Annotated in this window: 24 protein-coding genes, 1 pseudogene and 1 riboswitch; of the genes and pseudogenes, 12 read left to right on the plus strand and 13 right to left on the minus strand. The window is 35.1% G+C overall.

The genetic code is table 11. The annotated features are described in order from the left end of the window. Position 1 precedes the first annotated feature (1 nt). Positions 2-790 (minus strand): ABC transporter ATP-binding protein, encoded by a 789-nt coding sequence (locus ACQKMV_RS12190; RefSeq protein ID WP_427504200.1) that lies wholly within the window; start codon positions 788-790, stop codon positions 2-4. A 138-nt stretch (positions 791-928) separates the two neighbouring features. Here ACQKMV_RS12190 and ACQKMV_RS12195 point away from each other — a divergent pair, with 138 nt between their 5' ends. Next, on the plus strand, positions 929-2029 hold the full coding sequence (locus ACQKMV_RS12195; protein ID WP_427504202.1) for an NAD(P)/FAD-dependent oxidoreductase: 1101 nt from the start codon (positions 929-931) through the stop codon (positions 2027-2029). A gap of 118 nt (positions 2030-2147) precedes the next feature. On the opposite strand, the gene ACQKMV_RS12200 is transcribed toward ACQKMV_RS12195, so the two are convergent. Next, positions 2148-2693, minus strand: coding sequence for a TetR/AcrR family transcriptional regulator (locus ACQKMV_RS12200; RefSeq protein WP_427504203.1), 546 nt, complete (start codon positions 2691-2693; stop codon positions 2148-2150). A gap of 171 nt (positions 2694-2864) precedes the next feature. Here ACQKMV_RS12200 and ACQKMV_RS12205 point away from each other — a divergent pair, with 171 nt between their 5' ends. After that, entirely contained in the window at positions 2865-4289 is a 1425-nt protein-coding gene (locus tag ACQKMV_RS12205; protein ID WP_427504204.1) for a DHA2 family efflux MFS transporter permease subunit, read from the plus strand. 16 nt (positions 4290-4305) lie between these two features. Here ACQKMV_RS12205 and ACQKMV_RS12210 read toward each other — a convergent pair whose 3' ends face one another. After that, entirely contained in the window at positions 4306-4989 is a 684-nt protein-coding gene (locus ACQKMV_RS12210; protein WP_427504205.1) for a hypothetical protein, read from the minus strand. A gap of 151 nt (positions 4990-5140) precedes the next feature. After that, on the minus strand, positions 5141-5389 hold the full coding sequence (locus ACQKMV_RS12215) for a hypothetical protein (protein ID WP_427504206.1): 249 nt from the start codon (positions 5387-5389) through the stop codon (positions 5141-5143). A 138-nt stretch (positions 5390-5527) separates the two neighbouring features. On the opposite strand from ACQKMV_RS12215, the gene ACQKMV_RS12220 reads away from it, so the two are divergent. Next, positions 5528-6319, plus strand: a complete 792-nt coding sequence (locus ACQKMV_RS12220; RefSeq protein ID WP_427504207.1) for a class I SAM-dependent methyltransferase — start codon at positions 5528-5530, stop codon at positions 6317-6319. A gap of 295 nt (positions 6320-6614) precedes the next feature. On the opposite strand, the gene ACQKMV_RS12225 is transcribed toward ACQKMV_RS12220, so the two are convergent. The 3 genes and pseudogenes from ACQKMV_RS12225 to ACQKMV_RS12235 form a co-directional block, all read right to left on the minus strand. After that, the gene (locus tag ACQKMV_RS12225; RefSeq protein WP_427504208.1) at positions 6615-7229 is read right to left on the minus strand and encodes a hypothetical protein; all 615 of its coding nucleotides are present in this window, start codon (positions 7227-7229) and stop codon (positions 6615-6617) included. Positions 7230-7304: 75 nt separating this feature from the next. Then, positions 7305-7904, minus strand: coding sequence for a WHG domain-containing protein (locus ACQKMV_RS12230; protein WP_427504209.1), 600 nt, complete (start codon positions 7902-7904; stop codon positions 7305-7307). 5 nt (positions 7905-7909) lie between these two features. Further along, a pseudogene (locus ACQKMV_RS12235) lies at positions 7910-8631 on the minus strand (MBL fold metallo-hydrolase). Positions 8632-8889: 258 nt separating this feature from the next. Here ACQKMV_RS12235 and ACQKMV_RS12240 point away from each other — a divergent pair. From ACQKMV_RS12240 to ACQKMV_RS12250, 3 genes are all read left to right on the plus strand, one after another. Continuing rightward, positions 8890-10023, plus strand: a complete 1134-nt coding sequence (locus ACQKMV_RS12240; RefSeq protein WP_427504210.1) for a DUF418 domain-containing protein — start codon at positions 8890-8892, stop codon at positions 10021-10023. A gap of 73 nt (positions 10024-10096) precedes the next feature. Continuing rightward, positions 10097-11152 carry a sensor histidine kinase gene (locus ACQKMV_RS12245; RefSeq protein ID WP_427504211.1) on the plus strand — a complete coding sequence of 352 codons (1056 nt, stop codon included), beginning with the start codon at positions 10097-10099 and terminating at the stop codon, positions 11150-11152. Then, entirely contained in the window at positions 11149-11754 is a 606-nt protein-coding gene (locus tag ACQKMV_RS12250; protein ID WP_427504212.1) for a response regulator transcription factor, read from the plus strand. Before ACQKMV_RS12245 ends, ACQKMV_RS12250 begins: the two co-directional genes overlap by 4 nt. 56 nt (positions 11755-11810) lie before the next feature. Here the strand turns inward: ACQKMV_RS12250 and ACQKMV_RS12255 are convergent, their stop codons facing one another. From ACQKMV_RS12255 to ACQKMV_RS12265, 3 genes are all read right to left on the minus strand, one after another. Continuing rightward, on the minus strand, positions 11811-13169 hold the full coding sequence (locus ACQKMV_RS12255) for a PepSY-associated TM helix domain-containing protein (RefSeq protein WP_427504214.1): 1359 nt from the start codon (positions 13167-13169) through the stop codon (positions 11811-11813). A gap of 363 nt (positions 13170-13532) precedes the next feature. Further along, on the minus strand, positions 13533-13715 hold the full coding sequence (locus ACQKMV_RS12260; protein WP_427426628.1) for a hypothetical protein: 183 nt from the start codon (positions 13713-13715) through the stop codon (positions 13533-13535). Positions 13716-13776: 61 nt separating this feature from the next. Beyond that, positions 13777-13899: a hypothetical protein gene (locus tag ACQKMV_RS12265; protein WP_427504215.1), complete on the minus strand. Its 123-nt coding sequence runs from the start codon at positions 13897-13899 to the stop codon at positions 13777-13779. Between the two features lie 30 nt (positions 13900-13929). Further along, positions 13930-14120, minus strand: a riboswitch (cobalamin riboswitch). Positions 14121-14389: 269 nt separating this feature from the next. On the opposite strand from ACQKMV_RS12265, the gene ACQKMV_RS12270 reads away from it, so the two are divergent. After that, a complete protein-coding gene (locus ACQKMV_RS12270; RefSeq protein WP_427504216.1) occupies positions 14390-14767 on the plus strand; it encodes a hypothetical protein in 378 nt (125 codons plus the stop codon). A gap of 283 nt (positions 14768-15050) precedes the next feature. Here ACQKMV_RS12270 and ACQKMV_RS12275 read toward each other — a convergent pair whose 3' ends face one another. Next, positions 15051-15314: a hypothetical protein gene (locus tag ACQKMV_RS12275; RefSeq protein WP_427504218.1), complete on the minus strand. Its 264-nt coding sequence runs from the start codon at positions 15312-15314 to the stop codon at positions 15051-15053. Between the two features lie 202 nt (positions 15315-15516). Between ACQKMV_RS12275 and ACQKMV_RS12280 the strand changes: the two genes are divergently transcribed. The 4 genes from ACQKMV_RS12280 to ACQKMV_RS12295 all read left to right on the plus strand — a co-directional run bounded on the left by ACQKMV_RS12280 (position 15517) and on the right by ACQKMV_RS12295 (position 18813). After that, positions 15517-16089 (plus strand): TetR/AcrR family transcriptional regulator, encoded by a 573-nt coding sequence (locus ACQKMV_RS12280; protein WP_427504219.1) that lies wholly within the window; start codon positions 15517-15519, stop codon positions 16087-16089. 16 nt (positions 16090-16105) lie between these two features. After that, positions 16106-16504: a DUF5367 domain-containing protein gene (locus ACQKMV_RS12285; RefSeq protein ID WP_427504220.1), complete on the plus strand. Its 399-nt coding sequence runs from the start codon at positions 16106-16108 to the stop codon at positions 16502-16504. 59 nt (positions 16505-16563) lie between these two features. Continuing rightward, a complete protein-coding gene (locus ACQKMV_RS12290; RefSeq protein WP_427504222.1) occupies positions 16564-16926 on the plus strand; it encodes a VOC family protein in 363 nt (120 codons plus the stop codon). Positions 16927-17880: 954 nt separating this feature from the next. Beyond that, positions 17881-18813 (plus strand): C40 family peptidase, encoded by a 933-nt coding sequence (locus ACQKMV_RS12295; protein ID WP_427504224.1) that lies wholly within the window; start codon positions 17881-17883, stop codon positions 18811-18813. Positions 18814-18871: 58 nt separating this feature from the next. On the opposite strand, the gene ACQKMV_RS12300 is transcribed toward ACQKMV_RS12295, so the two are convergent. Together ACQKMV_RS12300 and ACQKMV_RS12305 are read right to left on the minus strand one after the other, a co-directional pair. Next, entirely contained in the window at positions 18872-20257 is a 1386-nt protein-coding gene (locus tag ACQKMV_RS12300; RefSeq protein ID WP_427504225.1) for a UDP-N-acetylmuramoyl-tripeptide--D-alanyl-D-alanine ligase, read from the minus strand. A gap of 140 nt (positions 20258-20397) precedes the next feature. Next, complete coding sequence (locus ACQKMV_RS12305) at positions 20398-21792, minus strand: UDP-N-acetylmuramoyl-tripeptide--D-alanyl-D-alanine ligase (RefSeq protein ID WP_427504226.1); 1395 nt, start codon at positions 21790-21792, stop codon at positions 20398-20400. A gap of 148 nt (positions 21793-21940) precedes the next feature. On the opposite strand from ACQKMV_RS12305, the gene ACQKMV_RS12310 reads away from it, so the two are divergent. Next, positions 21941-23146, plus strand: a complete 1206-nt coding sequence (locus ACQKMV_RS12310; protein ID WP_427504275.1) for an ATP-grasp domain-containing protein — start codon at positions 21941-21943, stop codon at positions 23144-23146. Positions 23147-23223 lie beyond the last annotated feature (77 nt).

The raw sequence follows: 23223 nt of genomic DNA on the forward strand, positions 1-23223 counted from the left end.
TTTATACAGTTTGTAGTAAGTTATATGTAATGCACATTGGCTTATTTGTCCGTGGATCCTTACCAATGACTGCATCAATATGAAACACTTTTTCTAATACTTCAGGTACCATGACTTCCTCAGCAGTACCAAACTTCACAAGCTCTCCTTTTGACAGCGCGACTATAAAATCTGAAAAACGTGCTGCCTGATTTAAATCATGAAGCACCATAACAATTGTGCGCCCCTCTTCTTCGTTAAGCTTGTCAAGTAATTCTAAAACCTCTAACTGATGGGCCATATCTAAATAAGTTGTAGGCTCATCTAAAAAAATAATATCGGTCTCTTGCGCTAATGCCATCGCAATCCACACTCGTTGACGCTGTCCACCTGATAAGGCGTCAACCGTGTTCTGACGAAAGTCATCCGTTTTAGTTACCTTTAAGGCCCAGTCAATCATTTCTTTATCCTTTTGCGATAAATTACCGAAGCCCTTTTGATATGGAAATCGACCGTAGGATACAAGCTCTTCCACTGTTAAACCATGTGCACTTTCCGGACTTTGTGGCAAAATGGCTAACTCTTTCGCTAATTCCTTCGTATTCATTTCGGAAATATTTTGACCATCTAAGATGACTTGTCCACTCTTATGCTTCAAAATCCTTGTTATAGCCTTTAAAAGTGTTGATTTGCCACAGCCATTGGAACCAATAATGGTCGTTATTTTACCGTCTGGAATTTGTAACGATAAATCATGCACAATCGTTTTATCCTCGTAGCCGATACGAATCGATTCAACTTGTAAACGCACAACGTAACCTCTCTTTCCTTTTTCTTCTTTCCATGCTATGATAACTATTAATCGATAATGATAATCATTATCACTAGTGAATAGTCTAGTTATCTTATAAAATTTTGTCAAACACTTTTTTAGGATGTGGTGATATAAATGCAACATGTATACGATGTAACTATTATTGGTGGTGGCCCTGCAGGACTATATAGTGCCTTTTATAGTGGTTTACGAGGATTGAAAACGAAATTAATTGAGAGTCAACAACAGCTTGGTGGTAAAGTTTTACTTTATCCTGAAAAGTTGATTTGGGATATTGGTGGTCACCCCCCTGTGTTAGGAGAACAATTTGCAAAACAATTAATTGCGCAGGCAAAAACTTTTGAGCCAACCTTTTTAACAGGCACTAAAGTTGATTTTATCGAGCGCCAAGATGATATTTTTGCTCTACATACTGCACAAGGTGTTAAACATTACTCTAAAACCGTTCTTTTAGCAGTTGGTGGTGGAATTATTAACCCTCAAAAGCTTTCGCTAGAAGGTGCAGAAAAATATGAAATGACTAATTTACACTATACGGTGCAGTCTTATCGACACTTTGTGGACAAGGAAATTATTATTTCGGGAGGCGGAAATGCGGCTATTGACTGGGCAGTTGAACTAAGTCCTATCGCTAAAAACATAACTGTTGTTTATCGTAAAGATAAGTTATCTGCCCATGAAGCAACAATTCAAGAAGCTTTAAATGTTGGAGTAAAGATTGAATGCAATACAACGATTACAAAATTGACTGCTAATGCTGACAAAACAGCCATCCAATTAGTGACATGTGAAAACTCAAAAACAAAACAAAGCTATACGCGTCAAATTGATGAAGTAATTGTTAGTCATGGCTATAATCGCGAAGCATCATTAGAATTGGATCATGCGATTACTATTCCTAAAAAAGATGATTATTATTTTGAAGGGAAAGCAACGGGAGAAACAGCTCAGCCTGGGATATTTGCAGCAGGTGATATTTTAGCGTTTGAAGGAAAAATTAATCTCCTTCTAGGTACATTCCAGGATGCAGCCAATGCCGTGAACTCTATTAAATCGTATTTAGAGCCTACTGCCTATCGTCATGGAATCGTGTCATCACATAATGAAGTATTTAAAGAGAAAAATCGCTCTATTATTGATAAGCACCTTATACAAAATAAGCACAAAGAAACCCATGCAAATCAACTGAATCAAAATCAATCATCATCAAGCTAATTACCTATTCTTTGATAATATTAATTTGTTCATGACTATTTTCAACCACCATGATTCTGCTGAAATAGACTAAACGAAAAAGAGGATATATGAGCATATAGCCTCTTTTTTATGTAGATTAACCTTTATATAAAAGATAAATTTGATGTGCTATATAGTCGGAACTGTAGTGTAAGCCTTTTCTAATCCACCACATAATAACACCAATTATTGAAGCTGTTTTAATTTCAATACTTACGTAATTTTCCGGAAGTATTTTCTCACTATTTTCCCTTCTTTTCATGACTAGCTGTTGGATAAAATTAAATAGCTGCTCTTCTAACTCATCATTGTCAAATAAAATTAATAAGTAGTCGCGGTGGCTATACAAGTTATCTAAAAGCTTCGTAAATTGTTGTTTCTCCGACAAATCTCTAGCATCAATAAGGAACAATATTTGAACTGAGATTCCTTCCATAATTTCATGAGCTAGTTGTCCTACTAGATCCTGAATGTCCTGATAGTGTAAATAAAAAGTAGTACGATTTAAATTTGCAGCCTTTGCTACTTTTTGTACGGTCAATGTAGAAGTCTTTTCCCCTTCACTTAATAATTGCAGCACTGCCTTCTTAAACATTTCCTTCGTTCTAATCGACCTTGGATCTTCTTTTTTATCTGTAGACATTTGTTCTCTCCTTTGTTCATCATTTCTCATTTCATCGACAGGCAATTCATTCGTGTCGACTACTGAACAATTTGAAAAATATTGTTTATGGTCAAGAGATGTAGCTTTCTGATAGCATATACTTTATCGACAAATTGTCGATAATACAAGCTTCAATATAAAGGAGTTCACATGCAAAACGAATTATCAGAAAAAGCGAAGTCCATATTATTAGTCATTTTAATAATGGGATGTTTTTTATCCACATTAAATCAAACATTGTTAAATGTTGCACTTAGTAACTTTATGAATGTATTTCAAGTAGATGCGGCTACCATCCAATGGTTATCGACTGGATTTATGCTTGTAAATGGGATACTCGTCCCAACTACTGCATTTTTAATAAAGAGATTTACTACGAGACAACTGTTTATCAGTTCGATGTGCTTTTTATTAATTGGTTCCATTATTTGTGGGAGTGCCATGAATTTTGGCTTCCTATTAACCGGGCGTATGATACAAGCGGTCGGAGCTGGCATAATCGTTCCTCTAATGATGACGGTCATTTTATATTTATATCCTGCTGAAAAACGTGGTGCTGTGATGGGAAAAATGGGATTTGCGATTATATTTGCCCCTGCAATTGCTCCTACACTTTCAGGTTTCCTCATTGAATATTTCTCATGGCGCTGGCTATTTATCGGGTTAATTCCATTTGTACTTGTTGTTATTTTGTTAGCAAATAAATATTTAATGAATGTCGCAGAAACAGAAAAAGTCAAATTGGATCTATTCAGTGTTTTACTTTCAACAATAGGCTTTGGCGGTATTTTATTTGGTTTTAGTAGAGCAGGAAGTAAAGGCTGGGATGATGTAATTGTTTTAACAACGATCATTATTGGTATTATCATGACAGCTTTATTCTGTATCAGACAAATAAAGTCGAAAGATCCGTTGTTAAATTTATCTGTATTCAAATATAAAATCTTTACATTAACATCAATTATTAATGTTGTTATTACAGTGGTTATGTATGCAGACTTAATTTTGCTACCGATTTATTTGCAAAATGGTCGAGGTTTTACAGCATTAGAAGCAGGATTGCTACTATTACCTGGTGCAGTCATAAATGCCTTTCTTTCGCCAGTTACAGGGAAGATGTTTGATAAATATGGGGCAAAACCTCTATTCATTACTGGGCTAGTATTTATTATTATCTCCATATGGGGCGTACTAGATTTGACTTCTTCTACAACTTATATGTATATCATGATTCGCACAATTATTTTACGTATCGGCTTAAGCTTTATTACGATGCCATTAAATACTGCTGCCTTAAATGCACTTCCACGAACATTAGGTTCACATGGATCTGCTGTTAATAATACAGTTCGCCAACTTGCAGGTGCCATTGGTACAGCCGTTGTCATGACGATTTATTCAATTCAAACAACTTCTCATGCCACGACACTTGCAACGCAGCATGTTGTTCACGAAAAAATCGGCCAATTATCTTCCATTCTGAGTACCAATGACGCATATTTAGTTATGCTTGTGATTGCAATCGTCGGGTTAGCAATTGCATGCTTTATGCCGAGAATACAGAAAACTTCGTAATTTAATAAAGCTCTCGCTAATGAGCGGGAGCTTTTTGTTTACTGAACATCTTTTCCGTATCATCAAAAATCGAATCATTTTCTGCTTTAAAATATTTTGAATTGTTCTTATTTCCCTTATAGCTATAAGCATCGATAAGGAGATTATTATCCATTCTCACCCCTAACGCTGCTATGTCATTCTCTCTGAAAATCGTAATCCAATATGACTCTTTAATTGTTTTATCACTTACCTTTGTTTGCTTCAATTCAGTATTTAACAGGGTATTTAAATATTCCTTCGCCTGATTTCCCTTCAGCATCATTTCTTCGTTGTCTGAACTTCTAATGATGTTAATTCGGCTTACATTCGAGACATCTACATCGTCTCTAAAAATATCTTTCAATTTTACAATCTCATTCCTATTAAAAAGGATAAGAACTGAAATAGTCACAACAACCATTAAAGAAAGAGCAAAAATCAAAACCTTCCTTTTCACACCATTCCCCCCGTCGCACCTTCTCTTACTCCAAGTTTTAAGAGGGGTTCTAGGTATATCGCATGTTACAATACCATAACCTTTCTCGCTAATATGATATGGCTCATCATCATAACGTGTGGTTGATTTCCGTTCCGACTGGGCGCTTTCCTGGGGGCGTCCGATGAGCCGCTTCACTCGCTTTGCTCGCTCCAGGGTCTCATCTGTGACGCTAATCCCCAAGGAGTCGCCCAGTCTCCACTCCAATCAACTAATATACAGGGCATATATTTTTATAAATGTCATCCACAACTTTTGATGACGATCCTATGATATTACATTTTTTCCATACTTATCAAGATAGGTTTCTTCTATTACGTTCCATCGAGATAAACTACCTAAAGAAATTTAAAAATGCTCCCATTTGTCTTAACATACCAACTCCATTTGTTATTGTTCCCGCATGGCCCATAATTGTATTTAAATGCTGTGGTAATCTTCCAAATCTAGAAGGTTGGGGCTGTTGATTAGGGTAAAAGAAAGGTTGCACTCTTCTACCTTGAATAGGAGGAGGAGGACCAAAACCTTGTCTGTATCTTGGTGGGAATGGTCTCATTCTTGGATTCGGCGGAAAAAATGGCATCAATTCACCCCCTGTCAGATATCTTTTACCTAGTATATGTCTGTATTTTTTTATTGTTTAGACTATCGAAGAAGATGCTGAAAAATTATATACAATATGTATTGTAAAAAATTTTGAAATCTAGTGTCTCCCCTTTCTGTGAAGGTTCTTCACGACAACTTTGTCTTCCACAGGAACCATACTATTTTTAATTTCATATTATACAAAAATACGAATAAAGAAGGGATTCCGATTCAAAATTCAAAATATCTAGAATTTCTGTCCAAATTTGGTGTTGGCGGTGCTCATCCGGGTGGTATTAATTTAACAAAGGAAATATTCAAGACTGAGAACATTGGAAAAAATTCTCATATTTTGGATGTAGGGTGTGGTACAGGCCAAACAGTTGCCTATTTGGCTGACAAATACGAAGCAAAAGTAACAGGTATTGATATCAATTCTGTAATGGTCGCAAAGGCTAAAAAGAGAATGAAAAAAAATCGCTTACCCGTAAAAATAATTCAATGCTCTATAGAACAAGTACCGTTACCTGATCATACATTTGATTTTATTATTTCTGAATCTGTTCTTTCTTTTGTCAATAAACCTAGTGCCCTAAAAGAAATTTTTCGTTTATTAAAGAATGGCGGTCGGTTTATTGCCATTGAATTTACTACTCATCAACCACTTGAAGAAGAAATTGAAAAGGAAGTCAAACAGTTTTATGGATTTGATTCTTGCTCAATGAAAAAGGATTGGGTAGCTTTATTTAAACAGGCCGGTTTTAAAAATATTCGTATACAAAAAAATAAATCAATCTTCTCAGTACCTGAGTTTCATCACTCGAAGGATATTGAACCTGAACTTTATGAGATAATGGATAAACATTTTGATATGAACTTAAAGTACGAAGGGCTTTTTGACTATAGAATTTATTCATGTACTAAATAGTTTGAGGATTTTATTCAACTTGAAAATGAAAAAGATTCAACGACAAATCTCCTTCTTCAATGTCAATTCTTTTGTTTTTGTGCTACTGTTCAATGACTTATAGTGTGAAATTGTCCTCTGTGTCATTTCCCGCCTTTTCTTATTCTCTAGGCTGTTTTCCCTAAGATTGTTACTGTTAAAACAAAAGGCAGATTTAATCTACAAAACTGTAGATTAAATTCTGCCTTTTTGTTTTTATATTTAGTGAATCGAAATTTAGCTAAAGCCCCGTCTTTAAGAAGAACAGTGACGCTTATTAAACAATCGTGCTCATTTTTGTTTGATTAGTTAGTTCTCTTTTACCATTAGCAGAAAGTAAATATCCTCCCAGCCATACAAATCCTATACCTGTAATGGCTCCTCCGATGACAGTGATGATTCCTTCAGCATATGGTATAAAAGTAGCCAACGCAAAAACGAGTGTTCCTACTATTAAGCTTAAACCACCCATACGAGGAAGAACACCTTCTTTCATCACCGAAATTCCAACCAGAATCATACCTAAAACGAAAAACAATGGTCCAACTGTATATATAATGCCTGGAACGCCTTCATCAAAAATTGGCTTTACATTCACCCCAGAAACACCTGCTATTTCTACAAATACAACTGCCGTTACACAAGTCGTACCAATCAGACTCAACAACATTCCTAGACTACCCAACAGCCCATTTCTTTTACCCTGCGCCTCAAATAATCCTATAAAAGCAAGGCTAAGACCTAAGTGACCAAATAAAACTAAGCTTTGACCAAAAACAATTCCATCATCTGCCTCCCCTAATAGGTTAATCAAATGTCCGATTCCTAAGAATAAACCAGACATAACACTTGCGAATCCTCCGACAGATCGAAATAAAAGTGTGGGATGCATTATGAATTTTTCCTCCATTTTTATGAATTTACTTCTTGTGTTACAATATAAAATTAACAAAATTTCAAAACTTCCTTAGTCATTCATTTGCATGTATTTATCTTTATTAATCGTAACTGCATGAATGCCCTCAATAAAGGTATTGATTAAGATTGAATAACTTTTATTGATGTCTAGAGGCATTCCGAATCCCCCCATCTGTTCAATAGAAGTGAATCCATGTAGAATACTTCGTAATCCTCTGACAATATGAACCGCCATTTCTTCTTGCAAATTATAGGCATCTAGCACTTGAAGTACAAGTTGTACGACAGATTCTTGGGCTTGCTGTAGCTCTTGATCATTAGCATCTGGAAAACGTGTGCTAGCATCATACAAACCCGGATGCTCTCTAACAAATTGAATATATGCTTTACTAATTGCACGAATGGCATCATCACCTGAACGCCCCACTGCAGCTCGTAGCATATATTCATTTAGTTTTTTTACTCCTTGAATGGCTAACTTCTGCTTCAACCCATTTAACCCATCAAGATGGTTATACAAGGAAGGTGGCCGCACTTCCAATTTTTCAGCTAATAATCCAATTGAAAGTTGATCCAATCCTTGTTCATCAACGATCTCTGTTGCCTTTTGCAAAATAATAGATAAATCTAATTTCATACGACGAGACATTTTTTTCACTTCCTATATTGATAGTTAAAAATATTTTCCGCTTCTGCTATAGCTCTGTCCAAAAGTTCCTGTGGTTCCTTCAACATCTTTCCATGCCCCACAGCAAGTAAGCTTGGATTAAGATCATTTAATTTTTTTGCGCTTTTAAGTGCTGTGATTTTATCCCATGTAGCTAGCGCAGGAAACGGGAACAACAGGTTCATCATTCCCGATACTACTAGCTTCCCTCTAGTTATGAGGGCATCCCCAGCAATTAAACTTCTATTGCGTGTGTCGAGAAGAGTGATGGAACCAGGCGTATGACCTGGAGTTGCAATCACTTCTAATGAACCAACACGATCACCTTCTTCAAGTAATAAATCAGGTTTGGTTTTAATATTTTTTGGAATGCCTCCCCGAATTGGTGTGTTTTTCTCATTTGATAGCAACGTACTATTCCCTTCCAATAGCAGCGCATCTCTGGAAGAAATGCATACTTGACTATTTGGTAATAATTCTTTTAATGTGTCTAACGCCCCTATATGATCACTATGTGCGTGGGTAATGATAATTCTTGTTATCGGTTTTCCAATATTCTCAGGGCATTCATTATGCTTTTCGCACTATATGGTAGTGCTGCATCGATAAGTGTCAGCTCGTTTTCTTCTTCTACAAAATAACAATTTACAGGAAATATTCTTGGCATAAATGACAATTGAAACACTGTACCAATGTTTTTGATTCTCATTCTAAATCAAATCCCCTTTATAAACTAATTGTATTTTCATTTTAACTAATACGATTAGTTTTCGCAATATTTAAATTAAAATAATTTAGAATAAAAAAGCCCTAATTTATGGTAAGGTCCTTTTTATGCTAAATCATTGCTAGTTGATACACCATAAAATGACACCTGTCATAAAGAACCTTTGACTGGTGTGAATATGTTTTTTCCTTTCGTTTTCTTATCATTATTGTAAGAAAACAAAGAAAGAGTGATTTTATAATGAAAGTTCAACAAAGATTACCCCTAATCGATATGTTACGAGGCTTTGCTGTATTAGGGACACTTGGCACGAATATTTGGATTTTTGCTTATCTTGGAGATATTTCGTATATCACAACGAGTAGTTATTCAGGTTGGTGGTCATTCAACGATTTTTTACGAATGGCAGTTCTTTTTTTAGTGAACGGTAAACTCCTTGGTTTATTAACAATAATGTTTGGTGTAGGTCTAGAATTAAAATATCAGCAAGCCAAACGAAAAGGAAATGCTTGGCCTGGAATGTATATTTGGACAATTGTATTTTTATTTATGGAGGGGCTTATCCACTTCACCTTAGTAATGGAATATGATATTTTAATGAGCTATGCTGTGACTGCTGTAATTGTTGCCTTTATTGTTAAATTTGGTGACAAAGCAATTAAACTCGCTTTATATGTTTTTGGTAGTTTCCATACACTAACGATTCTAATAATTTTAGTCGGCACATTGCAAGGTGCCGCCAATGTTTCCCTTGCTGGACTCGATCCAGTCGTTAATCTTTATGAAAATGGCACTTGGTTTGAGCAAATACAATATCGTTTAACACATTTCCTTTATTATAGAACGGAAGCTATTTTTATTATCCCAATGAATATCTTTTTATTTTTACTTGGTGTTAAGCTGATGAGAAACGGTGTATTTTTACAAGATGACAAAGGACGTCAGGCGCGTCAAAAGCTTTTCAAAATCGGTATTTTTATTGGGGTGCCTTTAAATCTCCTAATCTTTATTCCTGGAGGAGCATTTGATTTACCTGTTCGTTATTTATTTGCACCAATTCTATCTATTGGTTATATTGGTATATTAGGTAAAATGATAGAATATAAGAAGCTTGATTGGTTATGGAAGAGATTTGGCGAGATCGGGAAAATGTCTTTAAGTTGCTATGTACTACAAAATATTATTGCATCAATTATTTTCTATGGCTGGGGCTTAGGTTTGGGTGGAAAATTGAATAGTATTGAAGTTATCAGTATTTGGCTAACCCTCTCCCTTCTACAACTTTTCATTGCACATATTTGTATCAAGCATTTTCATGTTGGACCAATGGAATGGATTCGGAAACATGCCATTCAAAGTGTCACACAGAAATAATCGGCAAGGGTTGGTGTGAAATATAAAGATTTATCCAAGAGACCAGGCAAAACACTATTTAATTATCGATGTTGTGTCACTAGTTTTTTTATTTACAATGGTATTAAGTTCGAATTCTCATTTACCATTAATGGCAAAAATAATAATCCTTATATTATTTTTAGTAGCCTTCTATATTGCTTTATGGTTTAAAGATTGGCGTTTACTGTTAGCTTCTTTACTAGGCTTTACTCTTATTGTCATCCTGGGTATTTATGAAGGTTCTTCTATGTTAATTTTCGGATTTACATTTGCCGATTTACTTGGGAGAGCTAAAACTAAGTGGCATATTGCAGTAGGAATGTTTACCATTGCCCTTATGTTTTTTATCGTTATTTGGTTTGAATCTGGAACATCTTTCACATTAGAAACTGAAGTTTTAATACCCATTATGATCATTCAGCTACTATTTCCAATGCTAATTTACTACGTTGAAAAGTCCAAAAAATTACAATCTGAATTAACAGAGGTAAATACCCAGCTTGTACAGCAAGAAGAAAGACAACGTATTGCAAGAGACCTCCACGATACGCTTGGTCATACATTGACTATGATTAAAATAAAAACCGAACTAACAACTAAATTAGTCGAAAAGGATACAGTGCGTGTTAAAGATGAGCTAAACGATATTTTAGCAACAACACGAACAGCACTAAAGCAAGTAAGAGAATTAGTCTCAGATATGAATTTTATTTCGTTAGAAAGTGAGCTTATACATTGTAAGCAACATCTTCAAACAGCTGATGTCTCCATAAAAATCAAAAATAACTGTCCAAAACTTTTACTAGCTAGTGTAGAAGAAACGATGCTGTCCCTTTGTCTCCGGGAAGCTACTACAAATATTATTAAACATAGTCAAGCAAAACAATGCGAAATAGATATCAATGATATAAATGGAATTTTAAAGATAAACATTATTGATGACGGCGTCGGCTTACATAACCAAGGGCATGGGAATGGATTATCATCGATGAAAGAACGAATGAATGCCCTTCAAGGAAATGCTTCCATTGACAATTTACTGACAGGCGGAACGATTGTGACATTAACAATGCCTATTCAACACTATAAAAAGGAGCCGATTACATGATAAGAGTATTGCTAGCAGAGGATCAACAAATGTTACGTGGCGCCTTGACTTCCTTGTTGTCGTTTGAGACTGATATAAAAGTGATTGCAGAAGTTTCAGATGGTCAAAAAGCATGGGAATATATTCAACAAGAGATTCCAGATGTTTGTGTATTGGACATCGAAATGCCGAATCTTTCTGGACTTGACCTTGCTGAAAAAATAAGACAGGCAAATTTGCCGTGCAAGGTGATGATTGTTACTACCTTCGCACGCCCTGGCTATTTACAAAAAGCGATGGATTGTGGGGTACATGGTTATTTATTAAAAGATGAGCCTATCGACTATTTAATTGAAACTATAAGAAAAGTGATGAATGGTGAAAAGGTCGTCAGTAGAGATTTAGCTGCTACATTGTTTATGAAAGAGCAGAATCCGCTAAATGAACGTGAAATCGCTGTTCTGCAGCTGGTAAAAGAAGGACTCACAACGCATGAGATTAGTAAAAAACTATTTTTAACGAAAGGCACTATTCGAAATTATTTATCAACCTCTATTCAAAAGCTACAGGTCGAATCTAGGCAACAAGCTGTTCAAGTCGCCAACGATAAAGGTTGGCTTTAGAAAAAAAAAGCGATACTGCATTTCTCATCTATAAAGGATACAGTATCGCTTAATTTTTAATTAACTTCTGTTTTATTTTTAGAAAACAGATTTATTATAATTTCAACGAGTACGACAGCAATTAAGGAAAGTCCAAATAGTGGCATCAGTATACCTAAAATGATCATGAAAATGATAAAAGGAATAGATACCTTTTGAGAGATTTTAGGTGGTGCAGATAGCATACCTTTTTTCTTTCTTAGTAGCCATGTTCTAACTCCCCAAGCAATTACCACTAAAAATGCTAGACATACTAGTAAATTTATTAATTTATTTGGCCAGCCAAACAAGTGACCTTCATGCAAAGGAATTCCCCAAGTGAACCATTTGGCAAGAATGCCATAGTCCTCATATCCAACCTTGTCAATATATTTTCCACTATATTGATCAAAATACATTGTCGTTTCATCATACGGACTAACATCAAGACCTGTGACACCAGTGTTACTAGATTTTGCAACTGTATAAACTCCGACTTCATTAGTAGGATAGATAATCGCGTAAGGTTTTGATATTTTCATTGCATCAATTTCATGTTGTAGCTTTTCTACGCTTAGTTGGTAAGGGTTAGCAGCACAGATCGTATTGGCTCCCATACCATGATGTGCTGCATGTCCTGAATCTGACGTTGGAGGTGTTTCTTGACGAGTAGCCCAAGGAATCTCACTTACATCAGATGTAGGCGGCTGTTGCTGCAATAATGGCGTGCCGAAAGAAGGATGATCTTGTGAAGCTTGGTAAATATATTTCCCCATAAACGCAGACCATGGTAAGCCTGTGAAAATAATAACAAGCATTGGAATGGTAATAATTGTCCCAATAAGTGCATGAAACTTTCTACTCTTTTGACGTTTGTTTGTCTGCTTTGTTTTCTTTAGTAGTTTTGCTTTAAACGTCATGTAAATGCCTGAAAGCAGTAAAAAAACAGCCCAGCACGCTGCCAATTCTACTAAATAATTGACAACCGTTCCCCCAATAAATAAGGAACTATGGGCATTTCTCATAATATTTGAAAATGTGTAATCTGCATCCTGACCACCAATAATTTGATTGTGATCATCCAAGAACACATATTTCTCTTTGCCATCTGCATTCTTCATCGATAAACGAGTATTGTAAGGCTCTTCTAACTCTATAATTTTATTGGTTTTATAGCCTGCATATGATTCTTCTGCGAGTTTAACAGCATCATCAATAGATTGTACCTCGGTCTTTCCACTTTCACCAAAAAAGTATTTATCATATATCTGATTTTCAACATCAGTATAAAATAAATAACCAATACCACTTAGTGTTAGCGAAATAAGAAGTGGAGTAATAAATAATGCGGCATAAAAATGCGTTCGCCAAAAGCTCTGATAAAACGTGTTCTTCATGTCTAATTCTCCAATCTATAAAAATCAATTTCGCCTTGGCGTAATTGCGTCCGGATTTTGAATTGTGCCTGCACAATTCAAAATTCGTGATATCCGCCGGAGGCATTATCTGCATTCAGTAGGTGTTTACTGAATACAGATAAGCGCAAAATAATTATATAGTTAAAAAGTGAAATAAGTATGAAGTCCTAGAAAGTATTTTTTGACAAATATATGTATTTCTATCGATATAATTAGGTTATAGAAAACAAAAGGGATTGTTTTCTATCAATTATGCCTCTTAGAATCAGATGAAATAAGTTAAAAAGGCTACTTCATGCCCCGTAAAATGGAGAACATAAGTAGCCTTTATATTATTTGTCTTTATCCTATTAGTTCTTTCATTACATTCGTATAAGCTGTTAAAATATCATTTTTATGAACAGCATCCTGTCCTACATACTGTTCAACTATCTCCTTTAATGTTTGAGAAGTACTTGTATATTGCTTTTCCATGACTTCAAATTTTAACAGACTTTCATAATAGTCGATTACTTGTGGATTCATGTGTAACACTCCTTTAATTTAAGCATAAAAAAACATCTTTCCTTCTTTAGAAAGATGTTTACTATGACAAATACACGACATAATACGCTGTTTGCCATGGTGAAAAAAGCTTTCTATTATTAATAGAAGCTACCATATTAGCAATCATCGTACTATGAGCGTGCAGGAGAATTTCTCTAGTCACACTCAACACCCCCTATCCTCGTAGGCTTTTTGGTTGTACTAGATAAAGGCAGGTCTCCTGGCTTATGTTCATCACACCTTTCACCTTCCCATTACAATTCGTAACAGTGGTCTTTTGAAACGTGCTCCCATTTACAGTTGCGGGACAGCGTCGGAATTGCACCGATCTTCCCTTTTAAACAAATCGAAATTATGATTTGTACCTTTATCTTATTATTCCGTTTTTATTATTATACCATAGTGGTTTGTGTACATTGACACTACCCCTATAGATTACTAATATTTAATGTAATGGAGTCAATTTTCAAAGTCAATTTTAGTCAATTCAACTACTTGTTTTTTCTCTCTCATTATTTTTAGATGGCGAAGATTTTTATTACAATCTTGATAATAATGATAGATTTAAAGTAGTTGAAGATTTACTTACTTTATTACAAGATAGTGATATAAAAATAGTTGCTTCTATAACTGATAAACAGACATATCAATCTATGACTGGAATTAGTGACCACAATAAAATGCATGTGGATGGGTATGCTGAATTAGTCAACTTAATAAACACTGAATTAAGCCAAAATGATGATTTTGCATTTGTTATATGTGACGATGGAAAACCAAGTGAAATTAGTAATTTTTATAACGCATTAAAAAACCCTTCAAATTTGAGAGTTTATCCTGATTTACAAATTAAAGAATCTCATGATCCTAATTGTAATCTAATTCAATTAGCTGACTTAGTTAATTTTATTTCATCTGTATATTTTAGACAAAAATATGGACATGCACCTAGAAAGAGACATCAATCTAAAATTATTCAGTTCTATACACAATTTCTTCAAAGTAAAATTATATTTAGTGAATACAAATAAAAAAGAGGGGACGTACACAACGTACGACTTATTATTAAGTATATTCAAAAGAATTAAAAATATGACTGAAAATTTTAAGAGCATAAGTTCTAAGTCATACACAACGTGTGAGTTAGTTACTGACGCTCTCAAAAATATTGAATTTAGTCGTACACAACGTGCGAGCAAATTCATAGTCTTATGTACAACTTAGTCATACACTGCGTGTGAGCAAGTTGTTTGTACCTTTATTCAACTTTTATAAATAGATTAGATAATAAAGTATGGGAGAACTGTAAAATAACTATGTATCTGTTTTAAATAACTCTCGATAAATTTGACCATTTAAAATACCATCTCGCCATTTTTGATTATCTAAGTTATGTGCAATATCATCATCTAACGCTCTAATAGTAATATTTGTATTTAGGTAATTTGGCTGCATACTTTCATCAATGTATTTATTGATTTGTACAGATACAATCCTATTACTCTGTTTATTGTCACATGCATAATCATCTAATTTATCAATGAAGCTCCCTTTCTCTAAATGTTTTTCCTTACTCATTACGTATTAATTCCCCTATTATCCCTCGATAACCAAAAGCTTATTTGCTTCAGATTTTTTAATGCCTAAATACTTTTTTGTGTGCTTCTATCATTTATCTGTTTTGGATCCTCGTTGCCAAAATACACTTGTAAATAAAGGGATATTTTGTTATTTTATAGTTAGTTATCCAACTAACTAATATCTTTGGAGGTGTAAATGAATGGCAAAACCTACTGGTATCGAAAAGTCATATTTATTAACTGCTGCTAGGCAAAGTTTAGTAGAAAAAGGGATTGAAAAATTCACATTAAAGGCAGTTGCTGAGCAAGCTGGTGTGACACAAGGAACTATTTATTATCATTTCAAATCAAAAGAGCAAATCATTCTCGAAATTGTCCAAGACATCTGTGAAGATTCTTGGAATGAGATTTTGATGACTAATCAAGAATTGATTCAATCTGCACTTCTCTCTGCAAAAAGTCGATATGAAAACGATGCCTTTTATCATAAATTATTTTCAACTTTGATCGTCTACGGCTTTACGAACCCAACTATTAGACAGCAAATTGGACAGATATTAGCGTCCGAAAATGAACATTTATGTAACATTTTAAATGAATTATGGGATACATCACCAATTGATGGTGTGTCGATGGAAACTTGGAGCATTTTTTTCAACGCCCTTATTGATGGCTTGGCCATACAAGTGATGATGCGGGACGATTTCGATGTAGATGTATTCTATCTGCAATTAGAAACAATCCTTCAGGCACTGCGTCGTCTAGGAAAATAACTCGAGGAGGAACACTATGCGATTCTTTTTATGCTGGGGTTTTGGGATTTGGCTTGTAGCAAGTGCTGTATTTCGATTTGTAGGGCATTACTTTTTTACCCTTGAAGAACCTTTCCTCATGATAGCTACTTACATTTTAGCTATTCCGATCGTTTGGATAGCGACAATACCTATTTATTCTTTGAAAAAGACAAAAGGTACAGAACGGTTACTGGCTGCTATTTGTATCGTATTACCTGGAATGCTCATCGATGCAGTTGTATTATTAGTTTTCGATAATATTTTCCCGAATTTATCGGCTTACTTAGATCGATATTTCGCCTCATGGCTATTATGGGCTTACTCCCTAATTCTCATTACTGGTTTTACAAAGGCCACATTCGTAAGGAAAAATACTATTCATTCGTCAAATTAAAGGATTTGGCATTATTATCCTAGAAGTAAGTATCGATTAGAATTAAAGGAGGAGAAAAAATGGTTATAGGCTTACATCACGTTCAAATAACAATTCCAAAAGGTGAAGAAGAAAAAGGTAAACATTTTTACTGTCAAGTATTAGGACTAAAAGAACTTGAAAAGCCTGATTCCCTTAAAGGACGAGGTGGATTTTGGTTACAGGTCGGCAATAAAGAGGTTCATGTAGGGACAGAGGATGGCTTTGATAGATTAACGACAAAGGCTCATATTGCCTATCAAGTTGAAAATATAGAACAGTGGAAAAAGGCATTAGCTGAACATCATATAGAAATTTTCGAATCAGTTCCTATTCCTCATTTTGAACGCTTTGAATTTAGGGATCCATTCGGTAATAGGGTTGAGATGATTCAGGAAATTTAACTTCTTTCAGCAATTATTTACTGTAGCGAAAGCAAAGCGACAGGTGCAGAAGTCTCCCACCTCTAAAGGTGGTGAGATGAATGCAGGTTTAAGTAACTTTTCAGCTCAGCGGATGTCATCCAACTTTTAATTTTATCGGAACACTTTTACGTTTTATCACCCAACTTTTTAGTTTTATCGATTAACTTTCGCGTTTTATCACCCAACTTCTGAATATTATCGACATCCGCCTTCCAAAGAGCAAAAAAAGAATCACACACAAAGCTGTCTGTTAAATCGTAGGCTTATTGAGAGGTTTATTTCCGTTCCGACTGGGCACTTTGCTGGAGTGCGTTGATGAGCCGCTTCGCTTGCTTGCGCTCCAGTCTTTTTATTATCTGTGACACTGGTCCCCAAAGAGTCGCTCAGTCTCTCTCCAATCAACCATTTCACTAAACCTGTATCTGACATCTCACACCAACAACTTATCTTTTGTTCGAAAGCGTAGCGTAGCAACAACGTCAAGCGGTGGGAAACAGTTCGACTCTCACCTCTAGTAGACTAGAACGCTCCCATTATAAAGCTCCTCAATAAAGATTTTTGTTTTCCAAACGCTATTTCTCGCTAGACCCCAAAGATGTGATAGTTTGTTTATCGTTAAGTATTCCATGTTAGTGTATCGGTCGATGATTGTCGTTTACACCTGTTAATGCCTCCTACCACCGCTTAGAAATGCTTGTACGTTCTGCCCCTATTACCTTTCGTTTCTATAACACTTCACCCAACTGAAACATTTGTAATAAAACTGTAAATTAAGGCGACAAAGCCTTTTATATCAAGTGTTTGCAGCAAATCCCCATCCACCGTGGTAACATTTACCTCAAAGAAGCCCTACTTTTTCATGCTACGATTAATTCCAATGGCAAGCCAAAACCGGATTAATCCTAACAAATAGCTTCAGGAGGACTTAACAACATGAATAAACGATTTTTAACAACAACATTAGCATTAACGATAGGTTTTAGTACATTGGGAATGGTAGAATCAACTGTTCATCCAATAGAAGTAGAGGCTGCAACAACTAACGCTCAAAATAACACACAGGCTGTTGCTGCGAAAGCAGATCAACTAATTCAAACTGGAAAAAGCTTAATTGGTAAGGCGACATACAGCACTGCGGAATACAAGGCTACATATCCTTATAAATTTTCTTGTGCATCATTTATAATGTACATTTTCGAGAAAAATGGTGTTGACCTCGGGACTTATAATGAAGATTATATGATACAGCAAGGAACATCTGTTAACAGAAATCAATTACAAAAAGGTGATTTACTATTCTTTAAGAGTAAAAAAACGGGAACAGACCCTGACCACGTTGGTATGTATATTGGGGACAATAAAATGATTCACATGGCTGATTCTAAGCAAAATATTATTATTTCTGATTTAAATAGCAAACCATATTATACAAATAGTTATGTAGGTGCCCGTAGAGTATTACCTACATTACTTTCAGCTAATCCTGCTACGAAAGGCGATAAAATTGTTGAAAACGCCTTTAATTATAAAAATAAAGTAACGATAAGCTCTTCAAATAATGAAGCAAGTCTTCGCTTTACAACGCCTGGATTTGTAGACTTTATCTATCGTAAGAGTGGAATTAAACTTGGTACAACTAATTTAAAGGAACAAATGAATGTTGGAACAACAGTTTCACGTGCCAATTTAAAAAAGGGTGATATGGTGTTCTTTAATAGTGTTAAAGGATCTAAAACTCCTTCACTAGTAGCTATCTATGCAGGAGATCAGCGTTTAATCATTCCAAGTTCTAATGGTATAACTACAAGAGTACTATTATTTGACTATTATAAAGATCATTATATTACAGCAAAACGTGTTTTTTAAGACCGTTTTATATTGTAGATAGAAAAGAAGCATTCCTTAAGGAGTGCTTCTTTTTCTATTATATATTTTTTAACTGATTTGCAAATTCAATCATAGATTTGCTAGACATTGGACCTTTAATAAGTACAATGGTATTACTATCTAACTTAGGCTTTAGTACATCTAAAACTCCTGTAACATCTTGAAAAATATGAACATCTGCCTTCGTGCCTTCCTTCAGCGCTTGGTTCGCGATATTTTCTGCTCTATTGCCAATTGTAATAAGCGTATCAATGTTTCTTTTCGCGACCATTGTGCCAATCTCTCGATGATATTTTTCTTCGAAATTACCTAATCGCTTAATGTCACCTAAAATAAGAATTACTTTTTTCCCTTTTCCGATCGTATCTAAAACCTTTAGTGCTGCTTCTACAGAAGTTGGGTTGTTTGTCCATGTATCATCTACTATCGTACTTTCACCAATGCCGTTAGAAATCTCTAAGTGCCGTGCCATCGCTTTGAACGTTTTTAATTGCGAAATAGCGACAGCAATGGAAAGTCCCATTTCCTTTACGGCAGCTATTGCCGCTAATGCATTATATACTTGGTGTTCTCCGTATCCTGGAACAAATAAATTGTACTTGTCATTTGACACTTTTAATACAAATTTCATGCCGCCTTTTGTGAACTGGATATTCGTAGCTTGATAATCTGACTTTTCGTGGACGCCAAAGGTAATAACCTTCCCTTTAAATTTATTCAGGGGGATCTTTTTAATGTTTTCATCATCACCATTAATGATTAACGTGCCATCTTTTCTTATTCCTTCTACAATTTCAGCCTTTGCTTTTATATAGCCATCAAGATTTATACATCCATCTAAATGATGGACTCCGATATTCGTAATGATACCAATCGTAGGCTGATAGATCATACATTGGTGTTTAATATTCCCTATATTCCCCAGTCCTAATTCAAAGATTGCTGCTTTTGTATTCTGATTGATTCCAGTCAAGTAGGGTAAGGATTGCCGTGGCTCATTTTTACTGCTGACAGATGCTTGAACATTCCATTCCTTACTAGCTATGTGTTTAATCATTTCTTTTGTTGTTGTTTTACCACATGTTCCAGTCAAAGCAACGACGGGTATTTGAAATAGATTTCTGTAATAGTCCATGAATTTCCAATATGACTGCACAATACTCTTGACGCGTATAACGGTCGTATTCTTCAGCGCATTTTTCAATTCTTCTGATGATTTATCCGAAATGACTAGAGATGGCCCCTTTCGATCTATCTCTTGCCAGTTGATAGTATCACTTTTACTAACAAACATAAGTGTATGATTTTGTGTCAGTTCATGTCGGTTATAATAAATTGCATGTTTTACAGACCAGTGTTCAGAACCGCTTATTAATTCTCCTTGTAATAATTTTCTTATATCGGTCACACTTATATGTTGCAAGTTAACTACGCCCCCTTTCTATAAAGTATATTTCTGAATAAATGAATTAATAAATGACTATGCTTTTGCATTTCTAGCAATTGACAATAGAAATGCTCATTCTAGTAAATGATGAAAAATAACATTTATTTAGGTGAAATCTATTCAGAAGAAGATGTTTTTTTTATTTTTAAATCATCTGCCAACTTCGAAACTTCTTTACTATACATATCTCCTTTAATGAAAAGAATCGTATTTTCATCTACAATGTCTTCTAACAGTTTATAGACGCGCGTACTATTTTTAAAAATATACACAGGTGAATTCAGTCCTGCCTCAATGGCATGAACCGCTATAATGCTTGCATGTTCCCCTATCGTAATGAGTACATCAACCCCAATTTGACTAATTAATTCTCCCGCTTGTTCGTGAATAATATATCCCCAAGACCCTAAATCTGTAATCGTTCCAATAATGGCAATCTTTTTCTTGTCTTCTCCGAGCGCGTTCAAAACCTTTAATCCTGCCTCCAAAGAAGTGGTCGTAATATTCCATGTATCATCTATTAACATGGAATTATTAATGCCCTTAAATACTTGAAGCTGCTTATTCAATTTTTGGAATGATTGCAGTCGTTTAGCTGCCAACGAAATCGGCAAATCCATTTCATAAATAGCTGCAATCGCAGCAAGGGCATTATATACTTGGTGCTCGCCAAAACCTGGTACAAAGATTTCATAGAGTTTCTTCATGTGATGAACGTTGAACAGCATACCGTTTTTATGGTAGCGAATATTACTTGCTCGAAAATCACAAGATTCATGCTTACCTACTTTAATGACGTGTCCTTGAAACTTTGATAAATCTATTTTACTTGTGTTGATATCCTCAGCATTAAGGATTAATGAGCCTGCAGGACTAATAATGTCCAACATTTCACCCTTTGCTTGGATATACCCCTCTAAAGTTTTACAATAATTTAAATGATGTGCCCCTATATTTGTAATAATCCCAATAGTCGGCTTGAAATATTCCCCCGCAAGTCTGACGTCCCCCGGTGAACCAACAGCAGTTTCAAAAACAGCTGCATCGGTATGATCATCAATATTCAGTAAGTATTGCAAAGAAGCGGTTCTAGAATTACTACTAAGTGGTGTGGATGCTACTTTTAGTTCTTCAGAAAGTATATGTTTGATCATTTCCTTTGTCGTCGATTTACCAGAAGTACCAGTAATGGCTACGATAGGGATATCAAATTGATTGCGATAATAATTTACAAATTTCCAATATGCCTCATCTATATTATTTACTTTAATGATGATTATTTGCTCAGGTATTTCATATTCGCTGTATAGTCTATCGGTTACAAGTACTAAAGGATAAAGTGGCTCTAAGTCTTTCCAGTTGACAATACGTTTACTCATAAAAAGGGCGGTATTTGGTCTTTTCACTTGCTTCAGTCGATAAGCCGCATGTTGAATCAACACTTCCTCCGACCCTTGCACTAAATGGCCTGCAGTAATGACTGTTAAATTCTGCACCGTAAGAGGCTTCATATTATTTTCCCTCCTTTCCACTCTAGTATATGTAACTTCTTAAAAGTTGCTTGGATGTATACGAGATACATAACTAGAGGAAATCTATTTCTTCGCATATATATATAGTTGATTAAGCATCTTAGTAACAATAGAAGGAGTGATATACCTGAAAACGATTATATTTATTGGCACAAACAAATCCGGGTCAAGTCGTGAAGCAACCAGAGCAGCAGAAAAATTAGGTTATTTTACTGTACTTTTTACTAACAATGAAAAGCAATTACAGCAGAGAAAAGCCTACCCAGAAATTCATAAAATGATTCTTATTGATACTTCGAATTTAGAAGACTTGAAAGAAGAAATTTATAATTTAATTAAAACCGGGTTAGAAATAAAATCTATTGTTAGTTTTGTTGACCCATTTGTTCATATTGCCTCAATTTTATGTGATGAATTTTGTGACAACTATACATCTTCAACAGCTATTGAAATGATGGAGGATAAAGAGAAAACTAGAAATTTCTTAAAGAATCAGCCTTATTCTCCTAACTTTTTTCTTCTTAAGCCAAATGAGTCCGTCCCTAATAATTTGGAATTCCCACTTATTATAAAATCTCCAAGATCTACTGGCTCCAAAGATGTTTTGTTAGCAAACGACTCAAGTGAACTGAACAAACACCTGAGCTATCTACGAAGCAAAAATCCTCGTGAAACACTTATGATTGAAGAATATATCGAAGGTCCGCAATATTTAGTAGAAGCACTTGTCTATAAACGGCAAGCTAATATCATCGGTATTATTGAACAAGAAATTACTCAAGGTAAACGTTTTATCATTACTGGTTATGGTGTTCTCGTTAAAGCTCCTAAAGAAATTCAAACTGGTCTTGAGGAAGTTCTTCAATCTATCGTTAAAGCGTTTAACATCGAAAATGGTACTCTGCATTTAGAGCTTCGTTTAACAAAGAATGGCTGGAAGCTTATTGAGATTAATCCACGAATCTCAGGGGGAGCAATGAATACGATGCTTCACGCCGCTTTTGGATTTAATTTAGTGGAAGAAACACTTAAATTATTTTTAGGTGAGCGCCCCGATATCAATCCAAAGCATAGAAAGTTTGTCTATACAAAATACGTCATTGTTGAAAGTAAAGGTATTTTAGAAAAAGTTATTGGAAGAAATAAAGCGACGAAATCACCAGGAGTAGTGGATGTATATGTGAAGCCGAAAAGAGGGACATTGCTGACCCCTCCTTTATCAATGGGACATCGTTATGCATATGTAATCGCGGAAGGGGCAACATTAACTGAAGCTAAAAATAAAGCCTTTAACGCCGCGAAAGAAATAAAGTTCATCCTAAAAGTATCTTAGATTTAAAATGCACTCCTATAAAAAATATCCCGAGTAATTGCCTCCTTTCAACAAGGTCAATTACTCGGGCTTTTTTA

The organism is Lysinibacillus sp. NPDC094403, assembly GCF_050278745.1.
GTDB lineage: Bacteria > Bacillota > Bacilli > Bacillales_A > Planococcaceae > Lysinibacillus.

What these genes read in the sequence shown, in the direction of transcription:
- ACQKMV_RS12275 (WP_427504218.1), bottom strand. Translation starts at nt 15,314, where the DNA reads ATGAGTAAGGAAAAACATTTAGAGAAAGGGAGCTTCATTGATAAATTA.
- ACQKMV_RS12250 (WP_427504212.1), top strand. Translation starts at nt 11,149, where the DNA reads ATGATAAGAGTATTGCTAGCAGAGGATCAACAAATGTTACGTGGCGCC.
- ACQKMV_RS12240 (WP_427504210.1), top strand. Translation starts at nt 8,890, where the DNA reads ATGAAAGTTCAACAAAGATTACCCCTAATCGATATGTTACGAGGCTTT.
- ACQKMV_RS12200 (WP_427504203.1), bottom strand. Translation starts at nt 2,693, where the DNA reads ATGTCTACAGATAAAAAAGAAGATCCAAGGTCGATTAGAACGAAGGAA.
- ACQKMV_RS12215 (WP_427504206.1), bottom strand. Translation starts at nt 5,389, where the DNA reads ATGCCATTTTTTCCGCCGAATCCAAGAATGAGACCATTCCCACCAAGA.
- ACQKMV_RS12280 (WP_427504219.1), top strand. Translation starts at nt 15,517, where the DNA reads ATGGCAAAACCTACTGGTATCGAAAAGTCATATTTATTAACTGCTGCT.
- ACQKMV_RS12270 (WP_427504216.1), top strand. Translation starts at nt 14,390, where the DNA reads ATGACTGGAATTAGTGACCACAATAAAATGCATGTGGATGGGTATGCT.
- ACQKMV_RS12285 (WP_427504220.1), top strand. Translation starts at nt 16,106, where the DNA reads ATGCGATTCTTTTTATGCTGGGGTTTTGGGATTTGGCTTGTAGCAAGT.
- ACQKMV_RS12290 (WP_427504222.1), top strand. Translation starts at nt 16,564, where the DNA reads ATGGTTATAGGCTTACATCACGTTCAAATAACAATTCCAAAAGGTGAA.
- ACQKMV_RS12260 (WP_427426628.1), bottom strand. Translation starts at nt 13,715, where the DNA reads ATGAATCCACAAGTAATCGACTATTATGAAAGTCTGTTAAAATTTGAA.
- ACQKMV_RS12255 (WP_427504214.1), bottom strand. Translation starts at nt 13,169, where the DNA reads ATGAAGAACACGTTTTATCAGAGCTTTTGGCGAACGCATTTTTATGCC.
- ACQKMV_RS12205 (WP_427504204.1), top strand. Translation starts at nt 2,865, where the DNA reads ATGCAAAACGAATTATCAGAAAAAGCGAAGTCCATATTATTAGTCATT.
- ACQKMV_RS12305 (WP_427504226.1), bottom strand. Translation starts at nt 21,792, where the DNA reads ATGAAGCCTCTTACGGTGCAGAATTTAACAGTCATTACTGCAGGCCAT.
- ACQKMV_RS12195 (WP_427504202.1), top strand. Translation starts at nt 929, where the DNA reads ATGCAACATGTATACGATGTAACTATTATTGGTGGTGGCCCTGCAGGA.
- ACQKMV_RS12225 (WP_427504208.1), bottom strand. Translation starts at nt 7,229, where the DNA reads ATGCATCCCACACTTTTATTTCGATCTGTCGGAGGATTCGCAAGTGTT.
- ACQKMV_RS12230 (WP_427504209.1), bottom strand. Translation starts at nt 7,904, where the DNA reads ATGTCTCGTCGTATGAAATTAGATTTATCTATTATTTTGCAAAAGGCA.
- ACQKMV_RS12295 (WP_427504224.1), top strand. Translation starts at nt 17,881, where the DNA reads ATGAATAAACGATTTTTAACAACAACATTAGCATTAACGATAGGTTTT.